Below are 14549 nucleotides of genomic sequence, written 5' to 3' on the forward strand. Positions count from 1 at the left end.
TCCCTATCGGTTCGACAGAAAGGTGATGAAGTCGCCCTTCTCCCGCGCGGTGCAGGCGCGGCCGAGGACGTTGACGCAGTCGCGCCCGAACCGTTTCTCGACCTCGGCGGGGTCGGTGAAGCGCTTGGGGTTGGCGGACACCGCCATCGGCAGGATGTCGCGGCCGGTCTTGTAATGGCGGCCGGTCGCGGTGGGATCGCGGGTGTGGCAGCTGGCGCAGGCGGGGGTGTCGGCCACCGTGCCGCCGGCATGGGGCCCGAGATACAGCGCCTGCCCGCGCTCCGCCGAGAAGCCGGTGAAGTCAGGCGCTTTCGCCTGGGCGGCGTAGCCGTCGAGGATGCGGGCGCGCTCGCCGTCGCCCGACGCCGCCAGCGCGACGCCGGTGCCGAAGGCCACCGCGGCGGCGAGAAGAAGGATCGTTTTCATGGGATCATCCGGTTGGCCGGGGGTGAGCGCCACGCCGTCCAGCGCGATGCGAGGCCGGGCGGCAACCGCTTCAGGCCATGCAGCGCGAAGACCAGGGCGATGTGCGCCAGGATCAGCGGGAGGGAGGCCTCGCCGATCTCCTTGTGCAGATGCTCGACCGTGACGAGGAAATCGGCGACGGCACCGGTCGCCGCCGCCAGCCCGACGCCGGCCAGAAGGACGGCGGCCATCCAGGCGGTCAGCGGGCTGCGGTCCGTCCGGGCCTTCGCATCACCGGCGAACAGCCGCCGGAGCCATCCCGCGACCGCTCCGGCGGAGGGGCGCGGCAGGCGCAGCGGGCTTCCCGCCGGAACCAGCAGGCCGGCCCCGACGCGCAGGAGGATGGCGGCGAGGACGGCATAGCCGGCGAAGACATGCATGCCGTAGCTGTCCTCGTCGCCGGTCAGATAGGCGACGATGAAGGCGCCCGAAACGGTGGCGTGGAAGGCCAGCAGCGCGGTCATCTCGGCGGCACTCGGCTTGCGGACGGACATGGCGGTCTCCGTTCTCAGATGAGGTCAGTCGCCGTTGCCGGTGGTCGGCGGGGCGACGATGCCCGCGGCGCCGTCCGCCCTGGCCTGCCAGGCGGCGGCGAGTGCGCCGATGACCAGGGCGGTGAGCAGGGTGTGGAGGATCATCTTCTTCAGCATGGCGGGGCTCCGCTCAGTCGTCGTCGCGGTCGCCGTGCCGGCGCTGTCCATGGCCCTTCTCGTCGCCGTGGCGGCGGCCGTCCTGCATCCGCAGGACGTCGCGGCCAAAGGCGGTGCCGTCCTGGCGGATGATCTGGCCGGCCTGGATCGCGCCCTGGCTGACGCCGCCGACCACGGTGATCTGGTCGCCGGACTGGATGCCGTCGGGAAGGAAGCCGCGGCTGGCGACGTCGATGCGGTCGCGGCCATCGGTCAGGACGAACCAGTTCGCAGCCACCTTCTCCACCGTGCCGCTCACAGTGCCGCCGCCGGCCTTCGTCACCTCGGCGATGGATTGCGGGCTGGCGGGCTGGACCGCGGCGGCGCGACGGTGGTCGTCGTCTGCACGGGCGGCACCGGCGCCGAGCGTGGCGGCAAGGAGGGTGGCGAGGAGGGCGGCTTTCAGCATGGCATCACCTGCGGTGTGGGAGGAGCGCCGAAGCGCCCGATGAACCGCACCCTGCGCCACCCGGCCTGACCCGAGCCTGAACGGGCCGTTCATCCGCCGTTCAGGCTGGAGACGGCAGAAAGCGCGCATTCAGGGCCGGTTCAGGGCCGGTTCAGGGATGCGACGATATGCTGGTTAGAATGCGCGTCCCCGGTGCGCGATGCTGTCCCCAGCAGAGAGGTCGATCATGAGGACCGGTCCAGCATTGTTCCTTGTTGCCCTGCTTCTTGCCGCAGGACCGGCGGCACAGGCCGGCGACGACCATGAGCGCGCCCGCGCCGCGCTGCGAGACGGCCGCATCCTGCCGCTGGAGCGGATCGTCGAAAGCGCCAAACAGCGGTTCGGCGGCGAGGTGCTCGATGTCGATCTGGAGGACGAGGAGGACGGCTTCCAGTACGAGCTGAAGCTGATCGCGCCGGACGGCCGGATCCTGAAGCTGGACTATGACGCCGCCACCGGCGAGCTGCTGCGAAGCAGGGGCCGCCACCAGTCCCACGGCGGGAGGAGATAACTCCATGCGCGTGCTGGTCGTCGAGGACACCGCCGAACTGGCCCGGCAGCTGAAACAGCGGCTGGAAGGCGAAGGCTATGCGGTGGACACCGCCGCCGATGGCGAGGAGGGCCGTTTCCTGGGCGAGACCGAGCCCTATGACGCGGTTATCCTCGATCTTGGCCTGCCAAAGATCGACGGGCTGACGGTGCTGCGCTCGTGGCGGCGGGCGGGGATGGCCGTGCCGGTGCTGATCCTGACCGCGCGCGACGCCTGGAACGAGAAGGTGCAGGGCATCGATGCCGGCGCCGACGATTACCTGGCGAAGCCCTTCAGCATGGAGGAGCTGCTGGCCCGCATCCGCGCGCTCATCCGCCGCGCCAAGGGCCATGCCAGCGCCGAGATCGCCTGCGGCCCCGTGGTGCTCGACACCCGGACCGGACGGGTGACGGTGGATGGCCAGCCGGTCGAGCTGACCGCCTTCGAATACCGGGTGCTGTCCTACCTGATGCACCGCAAGGGGCAGGTGGTGTCGCGCACCGAGCTGACCGAACATGTCTATGCCCAGGATTTCGACCGCGATTCCAACACCATCGAGGTCTTCGTCGGCCGCCTGCGCCGCAAGCTGGGGGTGGACGTGATCCGGACGGTGCGCGGGCTGGGCTATCGCGCGGACGAGCCCTGAGGAAAGGCTGGGAGCAGGTCATGGGATGGACGGAATCGCTGCGCTTCCGCCTGCTGGCCGGCGCCGCCGTGTGGGTGGCGCTGGCGCTGATGCTGGCGGGATGGATCATCGCCGACCTGTTCCAGACCCATGTCCGCCAGCGCTTCGACGCCGAACTGGCGAACCATCTGGAACAGCTGGCCGCGGTGCTGGAGACCGATGCCGACGGCAGGCCGGCGCTGCGCCAGCCGCTCAGCGATCCGCGCTTCCGCCGGCCGCTGTCGGGGCTCTACTGGCAGGTGGGGGAGAGCGCCGCGGCACCGCTGCGCTCGCGCTCGCTGTGGGACAGTGTCCTGGACCTGCCCGATGACCGGGTTGAGAACGGTGGGCTGCACCGGCACGATGCCGCCGGGCCGGCCAACCAGTCGCTGATCGTGCTGGAGCGCTTCGTCCTGCTGCCCGAGCGGACGGAGCCGATCCGCATCGCCGTCGCCGCCGACCGGGCCGAGCTTGCCGGCGTCACCCGCGCCTTCAACGTTACGCTGGCCCTGTCGCTGGCGGTGCTGGCCGCCGCCCTGATCGCCGCGGCGCTGATCCAGGTGCAGATCGGGCTGCGCCCGCTTTCCCGCCTGCGCGACGAACTGACCGAGGTGCGGGTCGGCGGCAAGAAGCGCTTGGACGGGACGATGCCGACGGAAATCCGCCCGCTGGTCGAGGATCTGAACGCGCTGCTGGCCCATGCCGAGGAGGTCGTTGGCCGCGGGCGCCTCCAGGCCGGCAATCTGGCCCACGCGCTGAAGACCAACCTCGCCGTGCTGGCGAACGAGGCCGGCGCGCTGGACGAACGCAACGCGCGCGCGGTGGGGCCGGCGATGGTCCGGCAGGTCGAGCTGATGCGCCGCCACCTCGACCACCATATGGCCCGCGCCCGTGCCGCCGCCGCCCGCGGCGTGCCGGGCATCAGCACGCCGGTGGCGGACTGCGTCGCGGCGCTGGCGCGGGTGATGCGCAAACTGCATGCGGCATCGGGGGTGGACATCGCCGTCGATGTCCCCGCCGGCCTGCTGTTTGCCGGCGAGCGCGAGGATCTGGACGAGATGCTGGGCAACCTGCTGGACAATGCCTGCAAATGGGCGCGCGGCCGGGTCGGGGTGACCTGCCGGGCCGAGGCGGGCGGCATGCTGAGCGTCACGCTCGACGACGACGGCCCCGGCCTGCCCGGCGACAGCCGCGAGGCGGCGCTGGAGCCGGGGGTGCGGCTGGACGAAAGCATGCCGGGAACGGGGCTCGGCCTTGCGGTGGTGCGGGACGTGGCACGGCTCTATGGCGGCGACGTCAGGCTGGACGCCTCGCCGCTCGGCGGGCTGAGGGCAGTGTTGCGTCTGCCGGCGGCTGCGGGATGAGAAGGGGCTGCGGCTGTTGTGATAGGGTGCAGGCACAGACACGCTTTTTGAAAGCGGACAGGCCAGATGACCGATGATCTTCGCGCGGTTCGTGACGCTGTGGCGGCGGACGGCTTCTCCTTCGTCGCGGCGGACGCCATGCAGGGAGTGCTCGACGCCGCCGGGCTGCGGGATTGGGAGGGGTTCGGCGCCAGCTGGAACGACCTGGGGCTCGACACCTACATGGCGGACGGCGGGCGCTACCGCCGCCGGCGCCACGCCGCCTTCGCGGTGTCGGCCGGGGAGATCAGGCGCAAGCCGCACCAACCCCACTACCAGAGCCGCGACTACAATCCGCTGAATGGCGGCCTGGAACGCTGGTTCGAGCCGATAGCCGAGGCGGTCGCAACCCACCCGGCCCTGGGCGCGATCCTGAAGACCTGCTTTGCGCTGTTCGACCCGCTCACCCCCGCCGGCACCAGGCCGGAGGTCTGGCACACCGAGGTCCATCAGTTCCGCATCGAAGCCCGTGCCGGCGAAGCCGGGCGCCCCACCCCGGAAGGCATGCACCGCGACGGCGTGGACTGGGTGCTGGTGATGCTGGTCCGGCGCGAGAACGTCTCCAGCGGCACCACCAGCATCCATGACCTCGCCGGCCGGCCGCTCGGCAGCTTCACCCTGCGCCATCCGCTGGAATCGGCGGTGGTGGACGATGCGCGGGTGTTCCACGGCGTGACGCCGGTCGAGCCGACCGATCCGGCGCGCCCCGCTTTCCGGGACGTGCTGGTGGTGACGATGCGGCACGCCTGATGCCGCGCACCCGATTGGCCGCGCCGTCACGGCCTTAGCCGGACTCCTGCGGCATACTGTCCACAACCGTGTCCGGCTCCGGATCCGGTTTGCTTCCAGCGCTAATATATTAGTATAATAATCCCATGAGTTATCCGGTGAGGCCGAGCCATGACCGCGGATCCCTTGGAGACGGCGCTGCTCCTGCGCGTGGTGGTGATCCTGGGGCTGCTGCTTCTCGGTTTCTGCTAACCTCTTCCACAGGGATGCCTGAGCATGGCGACCGACCTCAAGCGAGAGACTTACTCCGCCACCATCGACGGCAAGCCGGTGGACCTGTTCACCCTGCGCAACGGGCGCGGCATGGTGGTGCGCATCACCAATTACGGCGCCAAGATCGAGCAGATCCTGGTCCCCGACCGCGACGGCGTGCCGGGCGACGTGGTCCAGGGCTATGACGGGATCGAGGGCGCGATGGGCGGGCAGGCGTCCATGGGCTCCTTCATCGGGCGCTATTGCGGGCGCATCCCCGACGGGCGCTTCACCCTGGACGGCGTCGCCCATCAGGCCGCGGTCAACAGCCCGCCCAACACCCTGCATGGCGGCCAGCGCGGCTCGCGCTTCCGGGTCTTCGACGCCCGGCAGCTCGACGAGTCCAGCCTGGAACTGACCCATGTCTTCGCGGATGGCGAGGAGGGCTTTCCCGGCACCCTGCCGCTGCGGTTGGTCTATACGGTCGGCGACGACAACGCCCTGACCATCGCCTGGACCGCGGTGGCGGCCGACAAGACCACCGTCGCCAACTTCACCGACCACACCTTCTTCAACCTGTCGGGCGATCTGGGATCGTCGATCCTCGACCATGTCGCCACCATCCATGCCGGCCGCTATCTGGCGCTCGGCGAGACCGGGGTGCCGACCGGCGAGATGGTGGAGGTCGCCGGCACGCCGCACGACTTCCGCACCCCGGCGGCGCTGGGCGCCCGCATCGATGCCGACGACCGCATGCTGGCGCTCGGCAACGGGTACGACCTGCATTACGCGATCGACAGGCCGGCGACCGGCGCGGCGCCCGTCCTTCTCGCCCGCTTCCTGCACCCGGCCAGCGGCCGGACGCTGGAGGTGCTGTCCACCGAACCCGGCCTGCAACTCTACACCGGCAATTTCCTGGAGGGAAAAACCCCGCGGGACGTCGGCAAGGGCGGCACGCTCTACACCAAGCACAGCGCCTTCTGCGCCGAACCGTCGAAATTCCCCAACGCCGTCAACATTCCGGCCTTCCCCTCGACCGTGCTGCGTCCCGGCCAATGGACCGCCGGGTCCATCGTCTACCGGTTCGGGGTCGCCTGAGGCGGCACCGCGCCGCCCACCCCCGCCCCTGGCCCTGGCCCCCCCGACCTGCACGGCAGCCCACAATCCTCCCTCGGAGTCCGTTACGCCATGAGCACCGCCAAGCCGATCCGCCGCTACCGGCAGACGAAAGTCGTCGCCACGCTGGGTCCGTCCTCCTCCTCGCCCGAGATGATCCGCCGCCTGTTCGAAGCCGGCGTCGATGTCTTCCGCCTGAATTTCAGCCACGGCAGCCACCAGGACCATGGCGAGCGCGTCCGCGCCATCCGCGCGCTGGAAGAGGAGACCGGCCGTCCCATCGCCATCATGGCCGACCTCCAGGGGCCGAAGCTGCGGCTGGGCCGCTTCGCCGACGGGCCGGTGACGCTGACCGCCGGCCAGCCCTTCTGCCTCGACCTGCTGGCCGAGCCGGGTGACGCCCGCCGCGTCGGCATGCCCCATCCGGAGATCTTCGCCGCCCTGGTGCCGGATGCCGAACTGCTGCTGGACGACGGCAAGGTGCGGCTGCGGGTGACCACCTGCGGCGCCGATTTCGCCGAGACGGTCGTGGTGTCCGGCACCAAGCTGTCGGACCGCAAGGGCGTCAACGTGCCGGGCGTGGTGCTGCCGCTGTCGCCGCTGACGCCCAAGGACCGCGCCGACCTGGACTTCGCCCTCGACCAGGGGGTGGATTGGGTGGCGCTGAGCTTCGTCCAGCGGCCGGAGGACGTGGCGGAGGCGCGCAAGCTGATCGCCGGCCGGGCCGCCCTGCTGTCGAAGCTGGAGAAGCCGCAGGCGATCCAGCATCTCGACCGGATCGTCGAGATGTCGGACGGCGTCATGGTGGCGCGCGGCGACCTGGGCGTGGAGATGCCGCCGGAAGACGTGCCGTCGATCCAGAAGCGCATCATCCGTGCCGCCCGTTCGGCCGGCAAGCCGGTGATCGTCGCCACCCAGATGCTGGAATCGATGATCTCCGCCCCCGCCCCGACCCGCGCCGAGGCGTCCGACGTCGCCACCGCGGTGTTCGACGGCGCCGATGCCGTCATGCTGTCGGCCGAGACCGCATCCGGCGACTATCCGGTCGAAGCCGTGTCGATCATGGACCGCATCGCCCGGCGGGTGGAGGGCGACCCGCTCTACCGCGGCCTGATGGACGCCCAGCATGCCGATCCGGAACAGACGGAAGCGGACGCCATCACCGCCGCCGCCCGCCAGGTCGCCCATACGGTGAAGGCGGCGGCCATCGCCACCTACACCACCAGCGGCTCCACCACCCTGCGGGCGGCGCGTGAACGGCCGGAGGTGCCGATCCTCTGCCTGACCGAGAGCGCCGCAATCGCCCGCCGGATGGTGCTGGCCTACGGCGTCCACGCCGTGCTGACGGAGGATGTCCAGAGCTTCTCCGACATGGTGCACAAGGCGGCGCGGCTGGCCTATGTGCATGGGCTGGCCGAGGAGGGGCAGCGGCTGGTCATCACCGCCGGCGTGCCCTTCGGCATGCCGGGATCGACCAATATCCTACGAATCGCCTGGGTCGAGGCGCCGAGCCGCCCCGAGCGCGAACGCGGGGCCCGCGCCCAGCAGCCGATGGCCTTCGCCGACGCCTGACCGCATCTTACCTTCCGCCGACCGCCAAGCTTCCGTTTCGTATAAGCGGAGGCTTGGCAGAGTACCAAACGCACAGTGCTTCGGCCTGATGCTCTATCGACTCCTATGCTCTTGACACCGGTCAAATAAAGATAGCTTTTTAGCTAACTACCGGGCATTGACCGGCGCCGCTTGATGCCCGACTGTTGGAGTCGGGATTTCCCGCTTTTTGAAGCCCGGCCGTTGGGACGGGTTTCATCGAAGATCGGCGGCACGGCGGCCGGCGGCGGTCGGGTGTTTTCAGGAGTGTGGGGGATGTCGATCCAACTGGCCGGACTGTGCTTCACGACGGCGTCCGGCCTGCCGTTCTCCCACGACCGTTGGCTGGTGGCCCTGTCCTATGCCGTCGCCGCCTTCGCCTCCTACTCCGCGCTGGACATGGCGGAGCGGATGCACCGCACGGACGGCGCCGCCCGCATGATGTGGCAGGGCTGCGCCGCGGCGGCGCTGGGCGGCGGCATCTGGGCCATGCATTTCATCGGCATGCTGGCGCTGACCATCGACACGCCGATCGCCTACGATCCGGTGAAGACCCTGCTGTCGCTGGTGACCTCGGTCGCCTTCGTCGCCGTCGGCTTCCGCATCATCCAGCGCCGCCGCTCCCCCGCCACCATCGCCGCGGCCGGTGTCATCGTCGGGCTCGGCGTGGCGGCGATGCATTATCTCGGCATGGCGGCGATGGTGCTGCCGGCCCGCATCGCCTACGAACCCGCCCTGTGGAGCCTGTCGGTCGCCATCGCCGCCGCCGCGGCTGCCGCGGGGCTGTGGCTGGCAACCCGCATCCACCGCCTGCTGGAACGCACGCTGGCCGCCCTGGTGATGGCGGTGGCCGTCTGCGGCATGCACTATACCGGCATGGCGGCCCTGGTGGTGCAGGTCGATCCCACGCTGATGGCGGCGGACGGCAACCTGGGAGACGGGGTGTCGAGCGGCCCCCTGGCCGCGGTGGTGGCGGTGGCGGCCTTCGGCCTGCTGCTGCTGGCGCTGGTCTCGGCCATGGCCGACCGCAAGGTTTCCGCCGCGTCGGCGCGCGAGGCCGCCGCCCTGCGCATCGCCAACCTGGAGCTGGAGGCGGCCCGCCTGCAACTGGAGGCGAACCAGCGCGAGATCATCCGCCGCCTGTGCAGCGCCGGCGAATTCCGCGACAACGAGACCGGCCAGCATGTCGCGCGCATGGCGCAGATCTCCCATCAGCTGGCGCTCGCCGCCGGCTGCACCGCCAACTATGCCGCGCAGCTGCTGGAGGCGGCCCCCCTGCACGACATCGGCAAGATCGGCGTCCCCGACCAGGTGCTGCTGAAGGCCGGCCGGCTCGAGCCTGAGGAATGGGTGATCATGCGGCGGCATGCCAGCATCGGCCAACGGCTGCTGGCCGGCAGCGGGCTGCCCCTGCTCGACCTCGCCGCCGAGATCGCCGGGACGCATCACGAGAAATGGGACGGCACCGGCTATCCCGCCGGCCTGCGCGGCACCGAAATCCCGCTGTCCGGCCGCATCGTCGCCATCGCCGACGTGTTCGACGCCCTGCTGTCGGCCCGCCCCTACAAGGAGCCCTGGCCGCTGGAGAAAGTCGTCGGCTTCATGCGGGAGCAGGCCGGCCTCCACTTCGATCCCGATTTGGTGACGGTGTTCCTCGACAGGCTCGACGTCATGGTGGCGATCCGCGGACGCTTCGTCGACGTGGAGCACACCCCGCCGCTGCTGGCGGAAGCCGGCGCCGCCGAATAAGGCCTCCCCGAACCGCAACGCCTTCTGCAAAACCTTGCAGTGACGGCTGTTCCGGTGCGAGAGCGCCGATCGTCGCGCCATGGCGCATCCGTCGGCTGGAACGGGAGGCGCGGCATCTCCCTGCCGAGATCCAGGCCCGGCCCGTCGCCAGTACCGCCGACATGGAGGCGCTGCCGGCGGGCGATGCATGACAAAAACTATCCTTTACCCGGCGGCCACGGCACGGCAAATTCAGAGACCAACTTACGAGGGAAAATATGAAGGCGCTAATTGTTCCGGCGATATTGTTGGTTGTGGGATGCGGCGCCAAGGATGGCCCGCATGCGGCTCTGTTGCCGGACGGAACCATGGGAAGTTCAGTTACCTATTGGACAGGGACAGGTGACCAGGGCAAATCCGCCGCTCAAGAATTGGAGTATATGATTAGAATCAATGGCTATTGTTCTTCAGAGGAATCCGTAAAATTCATAGCGCTCGATGAGGTCGCCGCAGGAGCTGGGAGAAAGATTTCAGCCGTATACAAGTGCCAACCCAAGGTTTAGTCTTGGCGTTTGCGTTATCAATTAAGCAGCATTTTTATGATATTTTCGGGCCGCAAATCGTGGATCGCGAGCCGACACCGAACAACGTCCGCTATCGTCCGCTGACAGGCGCTAACAAATGTGGGGAAATCTAAAGGGCGATACGCGCTAGAGCGGATTTAACTGTTAAATCAACGCTCTAGCGCAAATCGATGGCGGACCCGACGAGATTCGAACTCATGACCTCTGCCTTCGGAGGGCAGCGCTCTATCCAGCTGAGCTACGGGTCCATCGCTGGTGGAGGCGCAACATAGCCCAAGCCATTCGGCGACGCAAACACAAAAATCATAGTTTTTTCGACGGCTTGCAGACATCTCCGTTTGCCATGCGACCTCTGCCTTCGCAGGGCAGCGCTCCTGCCGGTTCGGGCGCATGGAAACGTTTCCATTCTTCACGAAACCGTTTTCACGGCGTCACGCGATTGCAACACAGCGCCGCCACTCTGCACCCGCGCCGGATCGGCCGGCGCCGGAAACAACAGCCGGGAACACGGGTGGCGGATGGTGCGGGGCGGAATGCGGACTGGCGATGGACGGATGGCGGAGGGACGCGCGATGGACCGCGTGGCGACGATCCGCGACGTGGCGGCGCGCGCCGGGGTGTCCATCGCCACCGTGTCGCGCGTCCTCAACGGCAGCGGCAACGCCACGCCGGAAACCATGGAGAAGGTGCGCGCCGCCGCGTCCGACCTGTCCTTCCGTCCCAGCACCATCGGGCGCAACCTGAAGGCGGCGCGCACCCGCACCGTCGGCGTGCTGGTGCCGTCGCTGACCAATCCCGTCTTCGCCGAAAGCGTCGCCGGCATCCAGGATGCGGCGGCGGAGGCCGGCTACAGCGTGCTGATCGCCTCCACCGACTACGATCCGGGGCGGGAGGTGCGCGCCATCGAGGGGCTGCTGTCCAACCGGGTCGAAGGGCTGGTGCTGACCGTCGCCGACGCCGACCGCAGCGGGTCGCTCGACACGCTGGACGAGGTGCGGCTGCCCTATGTGCTGGCCTACAACCAGCCGGAACGGGTGCCGCGCGCCCATGTGTCGGTCGACAATGTCGCAGCCTCCCGCGCGGTGGTGGAGCGGATGTCCGCCCTCGGCCACCGGCGCATCGGCATGATCGCCGGGCGCTTCCGCCAGTCCGACCGCTCGCGCCGGCGCCATGCCGGCTGGCTGGCGGCGCTCGGCGATGCCGGGCTGCCGCCGGGGCCGGTGGTTGAGGTCGATTTCAACGAGACGCGGCTGGCCCACCGGCTGGCGCCCTTTCTGGAGGGGCCGGAGCGGCCGACGGCCTTCTTCGCCTCCAACGACATGCTGGCGCTCGCCACCATCCGGGCGCTGCGCGACCTCGGCCTATCGGTGCCGGACGACGTGTCGGTCTGCGGCTTCGACGGCATCGAGGTCGGGCGGCTGATGGCCCCCAGCCTCGCCACGCTGGTGCAGCCGGCCCGCGCCATGGGCGCCACCGCCTTCGAATGCCTGCGCACCGGCTTTTCCGGCGAGCTGCAGGGCCGCGCCGTGATGCTGCCCTTCACCCTGCGGCCGGGCGAATCGCTCGGACCGGCGCCATCGACATCCTCCCAAGCGCTTTCCGAACGGAGACACACGCAATCATGATGAAGCCGTTCCTTTTCGGCGCTGCCGCGCTGGCCGCCGCCCTGACCACGGTGGTGACGCCTGCCGCCGCGGCGGAGCCGACCGCCATCTGCTACAACTGCCCGCCGGAATGGGCCGACTGGGCGTCGCAGCTGAAGGCGATCAAGGCCGATCTCGGCATCGCCGTGCCGTTCGACAACAAGAACTCGGGCCAGGCGATGGCCGCCATGCTGGCGGAAAAGGACAAGCCGGTGGCCGACGTCGCCTATCTCGGCGGGCCGGTCGGCATCCAGGCCAAGGATGCTGGCATCGTCACCCCCTACAAGCCGGCGGGCTGGGCCGACATCCCCGACGGGATGAAGGACGCCGACGGCAACTGGTTCGCCATCCACAGCGGCACGCTGGGCTTCTTCGTCAACAGCGAGGCGCTGGGCGGCAAGCCGGTGCCGCAGAGCTGGGCCGACCTGCTGAAGCCCGATTATGCGGGCATGGTCGGCTATCTCGATCCGACCAGCGCCGCCGTCGGCTATGTCGGCGCGGTGGCGGTCAATCTGGCGCTGGGCGGCGATTACGGCAGCTTCGACAAGGCGGTCGGCTGGTTCAAGGATTTGCAGAAGAACCAGCCCATCGTGCCGAAGCAGACCTCCTACGCCCGCGTGCTGTCGGGCGAGATTCCGATCCTGATCGACTACGACTTCAACGCCTACCGCGCCAGATACACCGACAAGGCGCCGGTCGCCTTCGTCATCCCGACGGAAGGCACGGTGTCGGTCCCCTATGTGATGGCGCTGGTCAAGAACGGCCCGAACCCGGACAACGGGAAGAAGGTGCTGGACTATGTGCTGTCCGACAAGGGCCAGACCCTGTGGGCCAACGCCTTCATGCGCCCGGTCCGCGCCGAGGCGATGTCGCCGGAGACCGCGGCCAAGTTCCTGCCGGCCGCCGACTATGCCCGCGCCCGTCCGGTCGATCTGGTGCGGATGGCCGAGGCGCAGAAGGGCTTCATGGACCGTTATCAGGCGGAGGTGAAGTGAGCGCCTGCGTGCAGGACGCCCCCCTTCCCCACCGGCCGGCGGCCCGTCCGCCGGTCCGGCCGGGGTGGGTTGGGGAGCCGCTGCGGCTCGCGGCCCTGCTGGCGCCAGCGGCGGCGGTGTTCGCCGCCTTCTTCCTGCTTCCGCTGGTCCGGCTGATCCTGATCGGCGCCGGTGGGGCGGAGGGGTGGTCGGCCTATCTGACCACGCTGGCCGATCCCGGCCATCTCGACAGCCTGATCTCCACGCTGGCGCTGTCGGCCGGGGTGACTTTGGTGACGCTGGCGGTCTCGACCGTCGCCGGGCTGTTCCTGGTGCGCAACCGCTTTCCCGGCCATGCCCTGCTGGTGGCGCTGCTGACCTTTCCGCTGGCCTTTCCCGGCGTGGTCATCGGCTTCATGGTCATCATGCTGGCCGGGCGGCAGGGGCTGATCGGCACCGTCACCCAGGCGCTGGGGGCGGGCAAGCTGGTCTTCGCCTATTCGATGGCGGGGCTGTTCCTCGGCTACGTCTATTTCTCGATCCCGCGCGTCATCCTGACGGTGATGGCAGCGGCGGAGAAGCTGGACCCCCGGCTGGAGGAGGCGGCGCGCTCGCTGGGCGCATCCTCCTGGCGGGTGGTGGCCGACGTGATCCTGCCGGCGCTGAAACCGGCGCTGATCTCGGCGGGTGCCTTGTGCTTTGCCACCTCGATGGGCGCGTTCGGCACCGCCTTCACGCTCGCCACCCGGATCAATGTGCTGCCGATGACGATCTATACCGAATTCACGCTCCAGGCGAACATCGCCGCGGCGGCGGCGCTCAGCGTCCTGCTCGGCCTCATCACCTGGGCGGCGCTGGCGGTGGCGCGCAGCGTCGCCGGCACGTCGGTCGCGGCGGCGGGGTGAGGCGATGCACAGTCTTTCCAACCGCCGTGGCTGGGGATTCTGGCTGCAACTGGGCTTCACCCTGCTGGTCTGTGCCCTGTTGACCGTGCCGATGGCGATGTCGATGCTGGCGGGGCTGACCGCCAACTATTTCGTCGGCTTGAAGAGCGGCCTGACCCTGCGCTGGGTCGAGGAGGTTCTGCGGGTTTATTCCGGTACCATCCTGCTGTCCCTGCAGATCGCCGTCGCCTGTCTGGCCTGCACGCTGGTCCTGGGCGTTCCGGCGGCCTATGCGCTGGCTCGGCGCCCCGGCCGGATCGCCCGGCTGGTGGAAGAGCTGCTGATGATGCCGGTCGCCATCCCCGGCCTCGCCACCGCGCTGGCGCTGATCGTGACCTATGGCAGCGTCGGCGATCTGCGCAGCAGCTGGCTGTTCATCCTGATCGGCCATGTGCTGTTCACCCTGCCCTTCATGGTGCGCGCCGTGCTGGCGGTGATGGGCTCCATCGACCTGACGACGCTGGAGGAGGGGGCGGCCAGCCTGGGCGCCGGCTTCCTGCGCCGCTTCGCCACGGTGGTGCTGCCCAACTGCCGATCCGGCATCCTGGCCGGGTCGCTGATGGTGCTGACCCTGTCGGTGGGGGAATTCAACCTGACCTGGCTGCTGCACACGCCGCTGACCAAGACGCTGCCGGTCGGGCTGGCCGACAGCTATGCCTCGCTGCGGATCGAGATCGGCAGCGCCTACACCCTCGTCTTCTTCCTGATGATTGTGCCGAGCCTGATCCTGATGCAGGGTCTGTCCAGGCGCGGCCGTCCGTCCGTTTGAGGTCTTCTCCACAATGCCAGAC

15 protein-coding genes and 1 tRNA gene are annotated in these 14549 nt (G+C 69.2%); 11 read left to right on the forward strand and 5 right to left on the reverse strand.

Going from position 1 to position 14549, the window contains the following annotated elements; all coding sequences use genetic code 11:
* Window positions 1–3: 3 nt before the first annotated feature.
* Genes CRT60_RS17675 through CRT60_RS17685 form a run of 4 tightly spaced genes read right to left on the reverse strand, consistent with a single transcriptional unit; the run spans window position 4 to window position 1563 of the window.
* The gene (locus CRT60_RS17675) at window positions 4–426 is read right to left on the reverse strand and encodes a DUF1924 domain-containing protein (RefSeq protein ID WP_098737814.1); all 423 of its coding nucleotides are present in this window, start codon (window positions 424–426) and stop codon (window positions 4–6) included.
* Window positions 423–959, reverse strand: a complete 537-nt coding sequence (locus CRT60_RS17680) for a hypothetical protein (RefSeq protein WP_098737815.1) — start codon at window positions 957–959, stop codon at window positions 423–425. The genes CRT60_RS17675 and CRT60_RS17680 overlap by 4 nt, the downstream gene beginning before the upstream one ends.
* Window positions 960–983: 24 nt before the next feature.
* A complete protein-coding gene (locus CRT60_RS37550) occupies window positions 984–1115 on the reverse strand; it encodes a hypothetical protein (RefSeq protein WP_280177228.1) in 132 nt (43 codons plus the stop codon).
* 13 nt (window positions 1116–1128) lie between these two features.
* A complete protein-coding gene (locus CRT60_RS17685; protein ID WP_098737816.1) occupies window positions 1129–1563 on the reverse strand; it encodes a cytochrome c maturation protein CcmE domain-containing protein in 435 nt (144 codons plus the stop codon).
* Window positions 1564–1789: 226 nt separating this feature from the next.
* Between CRT60_RS17685 and CRT60_RS17690 the strand changes: the two genes are divergently transcribed.
* From CRT60_RS17690 to CRT60_RS17720, 7 genes are all read left to right on the forward strand, one after another.
* Window positions 1790–2113, forward strand: a complete 324-nt coding sequence (locus CRT60_RS17690) for a PepSY domain-containing protein (protein ID WP_244592566.1) — start codon at window positions 1790–1792, stop codon at window positions 2111–2113.
* A gap of 4 nt (window positions 2114–2117) precedes the next feature.
* Entirely contained in the window at window positions 2118–2777 is a 660-nt protein-coding gene (locus CRT60_RS17695) for a response regulator (RefSeq protein WP_098737817.1), read from the forward strand.
* A 20-nt stretch (window positions 2778–2797) separates the two neighbouring features.
* The gene (locus CRT60_RS17700; protein WP_098737818.1) at window positions 2798–4159 is read left to right on the forward strand and encodes an ATP-binding protein; all 1362 of its coding nucleotides are present in this window, start codon (window positions 2798–2800) and stop codon (window positions 4157–4159) included.
* A 66-nt stretch (window positions 4160–4225) separates the two neighbouring features.
* Complete coding sequence (locus CRT60_RS17705; RefSeq protein ID WP_098737819.1) at window positions 4226–4948, forward strand: 2OG-Fe dioxygenase family protein; 723 nt, start codon at window positions 4226–4228, stop codon at window positions 4946–4948.
* Window positions 4949–5203: 255 nt separating this feature from the next.
* Complete coding sequence (locus CRT60_RS17710; protein ID WP_244592567.1) at window positions 5204–6277, forward strand: aldose epimerase family protein; 1074 nt, start codon at window positions 5204–5206, stop codon at window positions 6275–6277.
* A 90-nt stretch (window positions 6278–6367) separates the two neighbouring features.
* A complete protein-coding gene (pyk, locus tag CRT60_RS17715) occupies window positions 6368–7867 on the forward strand; it encodes a pyruvate kinase (protein WP_098737821.1) in 1500 nt (499 codons plus the stop codon).
* A gap of 294 nt (window positions 7868–8161) precedes the next feature.
* On the forward strand, window positions 8162–9634 hold the full coding sequence (locus CRT60_RS17720; RefSeq protein ID WP_161958070.1) for an MHYT domain-containing protein: 1473 nt from the start codon (window positions 8162–8164) through the stop codon (window positions 9632–9634).
* Between the two features lie 734 nt (window positions 9635–10368).
* Here CRT60_RS17720 and CRT60_RS17725 read toward each other — a convergent pair.
* Window positions 10369–10445: transfer RNA gene (locus CRT60_RS17725), tRNA-Arg, on the reverse strand.
* A 285-nt stretch (window positions 10446–10730) separates the two neighbouring features.
* Between CRT60_RS17725 and CRT60_RS17730 the strand changes: the two genes are divergently transcribed.
* Genes CRT60_RS17730 through CRT60_RS17745 form a run of 4 tightly spaced genes read left to right on the forward strand, consistent with a single transcriptional unit; the run spans window position 10731 to window position 14527 of the window.
* The gene (locus CRT60_RS17730; RefSeq protein ID WP_244592568.1) at window positions 10731–11822 is read left to right on the forward strand and encodes a LacI family DNA-binding transcriptional regulator; all 1092 of its coding nucleotides are present in this window, start codon (window positions 10731–10733) and stop codon (window positions 11820–11822) included.
* A complete protein-coding gene (locus tag CRT60_RS17735) occupies window positions 11819–12835 on the forward strand; it encodes an ABC transporter substrate-binding protein (protein WP_098737824.1) in 1017 nt (338 codons plus the stop codon). The genes CRT60_RS17730 and CRT60_RS17735 overlap by 4 nt, the downstream gene beginning before the upstream one ends.
* Window positions 12836–12843: 8 nt before the next feature.
* Entirely contained in the window at window positions 12844–13719 is an 876-nt protein-coding gene (locus CRT60_RS17740) for an ABC transporter permease (RefSeq protein ID WP_204561963.1), read from the forward strand.
* 4 nt (window positions 13720–13723) lie between these two features.
* On the forward strand, window positions 13724–14527 hold the full coding sequence (locus CRT60_RS17745; RefSeq protein ID WP_098737825.1) for an ABC transporter permease: 804 nt from the start codon (window positions 13724–13726) through the stop codon (window positions 14525–14527).
* Window positions 14528–14549 lie beyond the last annotated feature (22 nt).

Origin of the sequence: Azospirillum palustre (assembly GCF_002573965.1) — a bacterium.
Classification (GTDB): Bacteria; Pseudomonadota; Alphaproteobacteria; order Azospirillales; family Azospirillaceae; genus Azospirillum; species Azospirillum palustre.

Excerpts from the sequence above, each read along its gene's own strand:
- CRT60_RS17705 (WP_098737819.1), top strand. The coding sequence starts at position 4,226 with ATGACCGATGATCTTCGCGCGGTTCGTGACGCTGTGGCGGCGGACGGC.
- CRT60_RS17700 (WP_098737818.1), top strand. The coding sequence starts at position 2,798 with ATGGGATGGACGGAATCGCTGCGCTTCCGCCTGCTGGCCGGCGCCGCC.
- CRT60_RS17710 (WP_244592567.1), top strand. The coding sequence starts at position 5,204 with ATGGCGACCGACCTCAAGCGAGAGACTTACTCCGCCACCATCGACGGC.
- CRT60_RS17675 (WP_098737814.1), bottom strand. The coding sequence starts at position 426 with ATGAAAACGATCCTTCTTCTCGCCGCCGCGGTGGCCTTCGGCACCGGC.
- CRT60_RS17690 (WP_244592566.1), top strand. The coding sequence starts at position 1,790 with ATGAGGACCGGTCCAGCATTGTTCCTTGTTGCCCTGCTTCTTGCCGCA.
- CRT60_RS17680 (WP_098737815.1), bottom strand. The coding sequence starts at position 959 with ATGTCCGTCCGCAAGCCGAGTGCCGCCGAGATGACCGCGCTGCTGGCC.
- CRT60_RS17735 (WP_098737824.1), top strand. The coding sequence starts at position 11,819 with ATGATGAAGCCGTTCCTTTTCGGCGCTGCCGCGCTGGCCGCCGCCCTG.
- CRT60_RS17695 (WP_098737817.1), top strand. The coding sequence starts at position 2,118 with ATGCGCGTGCTGGTCGTCGAGGACACCGCCGAACTGGCCCGGCAGCTG.
- CRT60_RS17745 (WP_098737825.1), top strand. The coding sequence starts at position 13,724 with ATGCACAGTCTTTCCAACCGCCGTGGCTGGGGATTCTGGCTGCAACTG.
- CRT60_RS37550 (WP_280177228.1), bottom strand. The coding sequence starts at position 1,115 with ATGCTGAAGAAGATGATCCTCCACACCCTGCTCACCGCCCTGGTCATC.
- pyk (WP_098737821.1), top strand. The coding sequence starts at position 6,368 with ATGAGCACCGCCAAGCCGATCCGCCGCTACCGGCAGACGAAAGTCGTC.
- CRT60_RS17720 (WP_161958070.1), top strand. The coding sequence starts at position 8,162 with ATGTCGATCCAACTGGCCGGACTGTGCTTCACGACGGCGTCCGGCCTG.
- CRT60_RS17730 (WP_244592568.1), top strand. The coding sequence starts at position 10,731 with ATGCGGACTGGCGATGGACGGATGGCGGAGGGACGCGCGATGGACCGC.
- CRT60_RS17685 (WP_098737816.1), bottom strand. The coding sequence starts at position 1,563 with ATGCTGAAAGCCGCCCTCCTCGCCACCCTCCTTGCCGCCACGCTCGGC.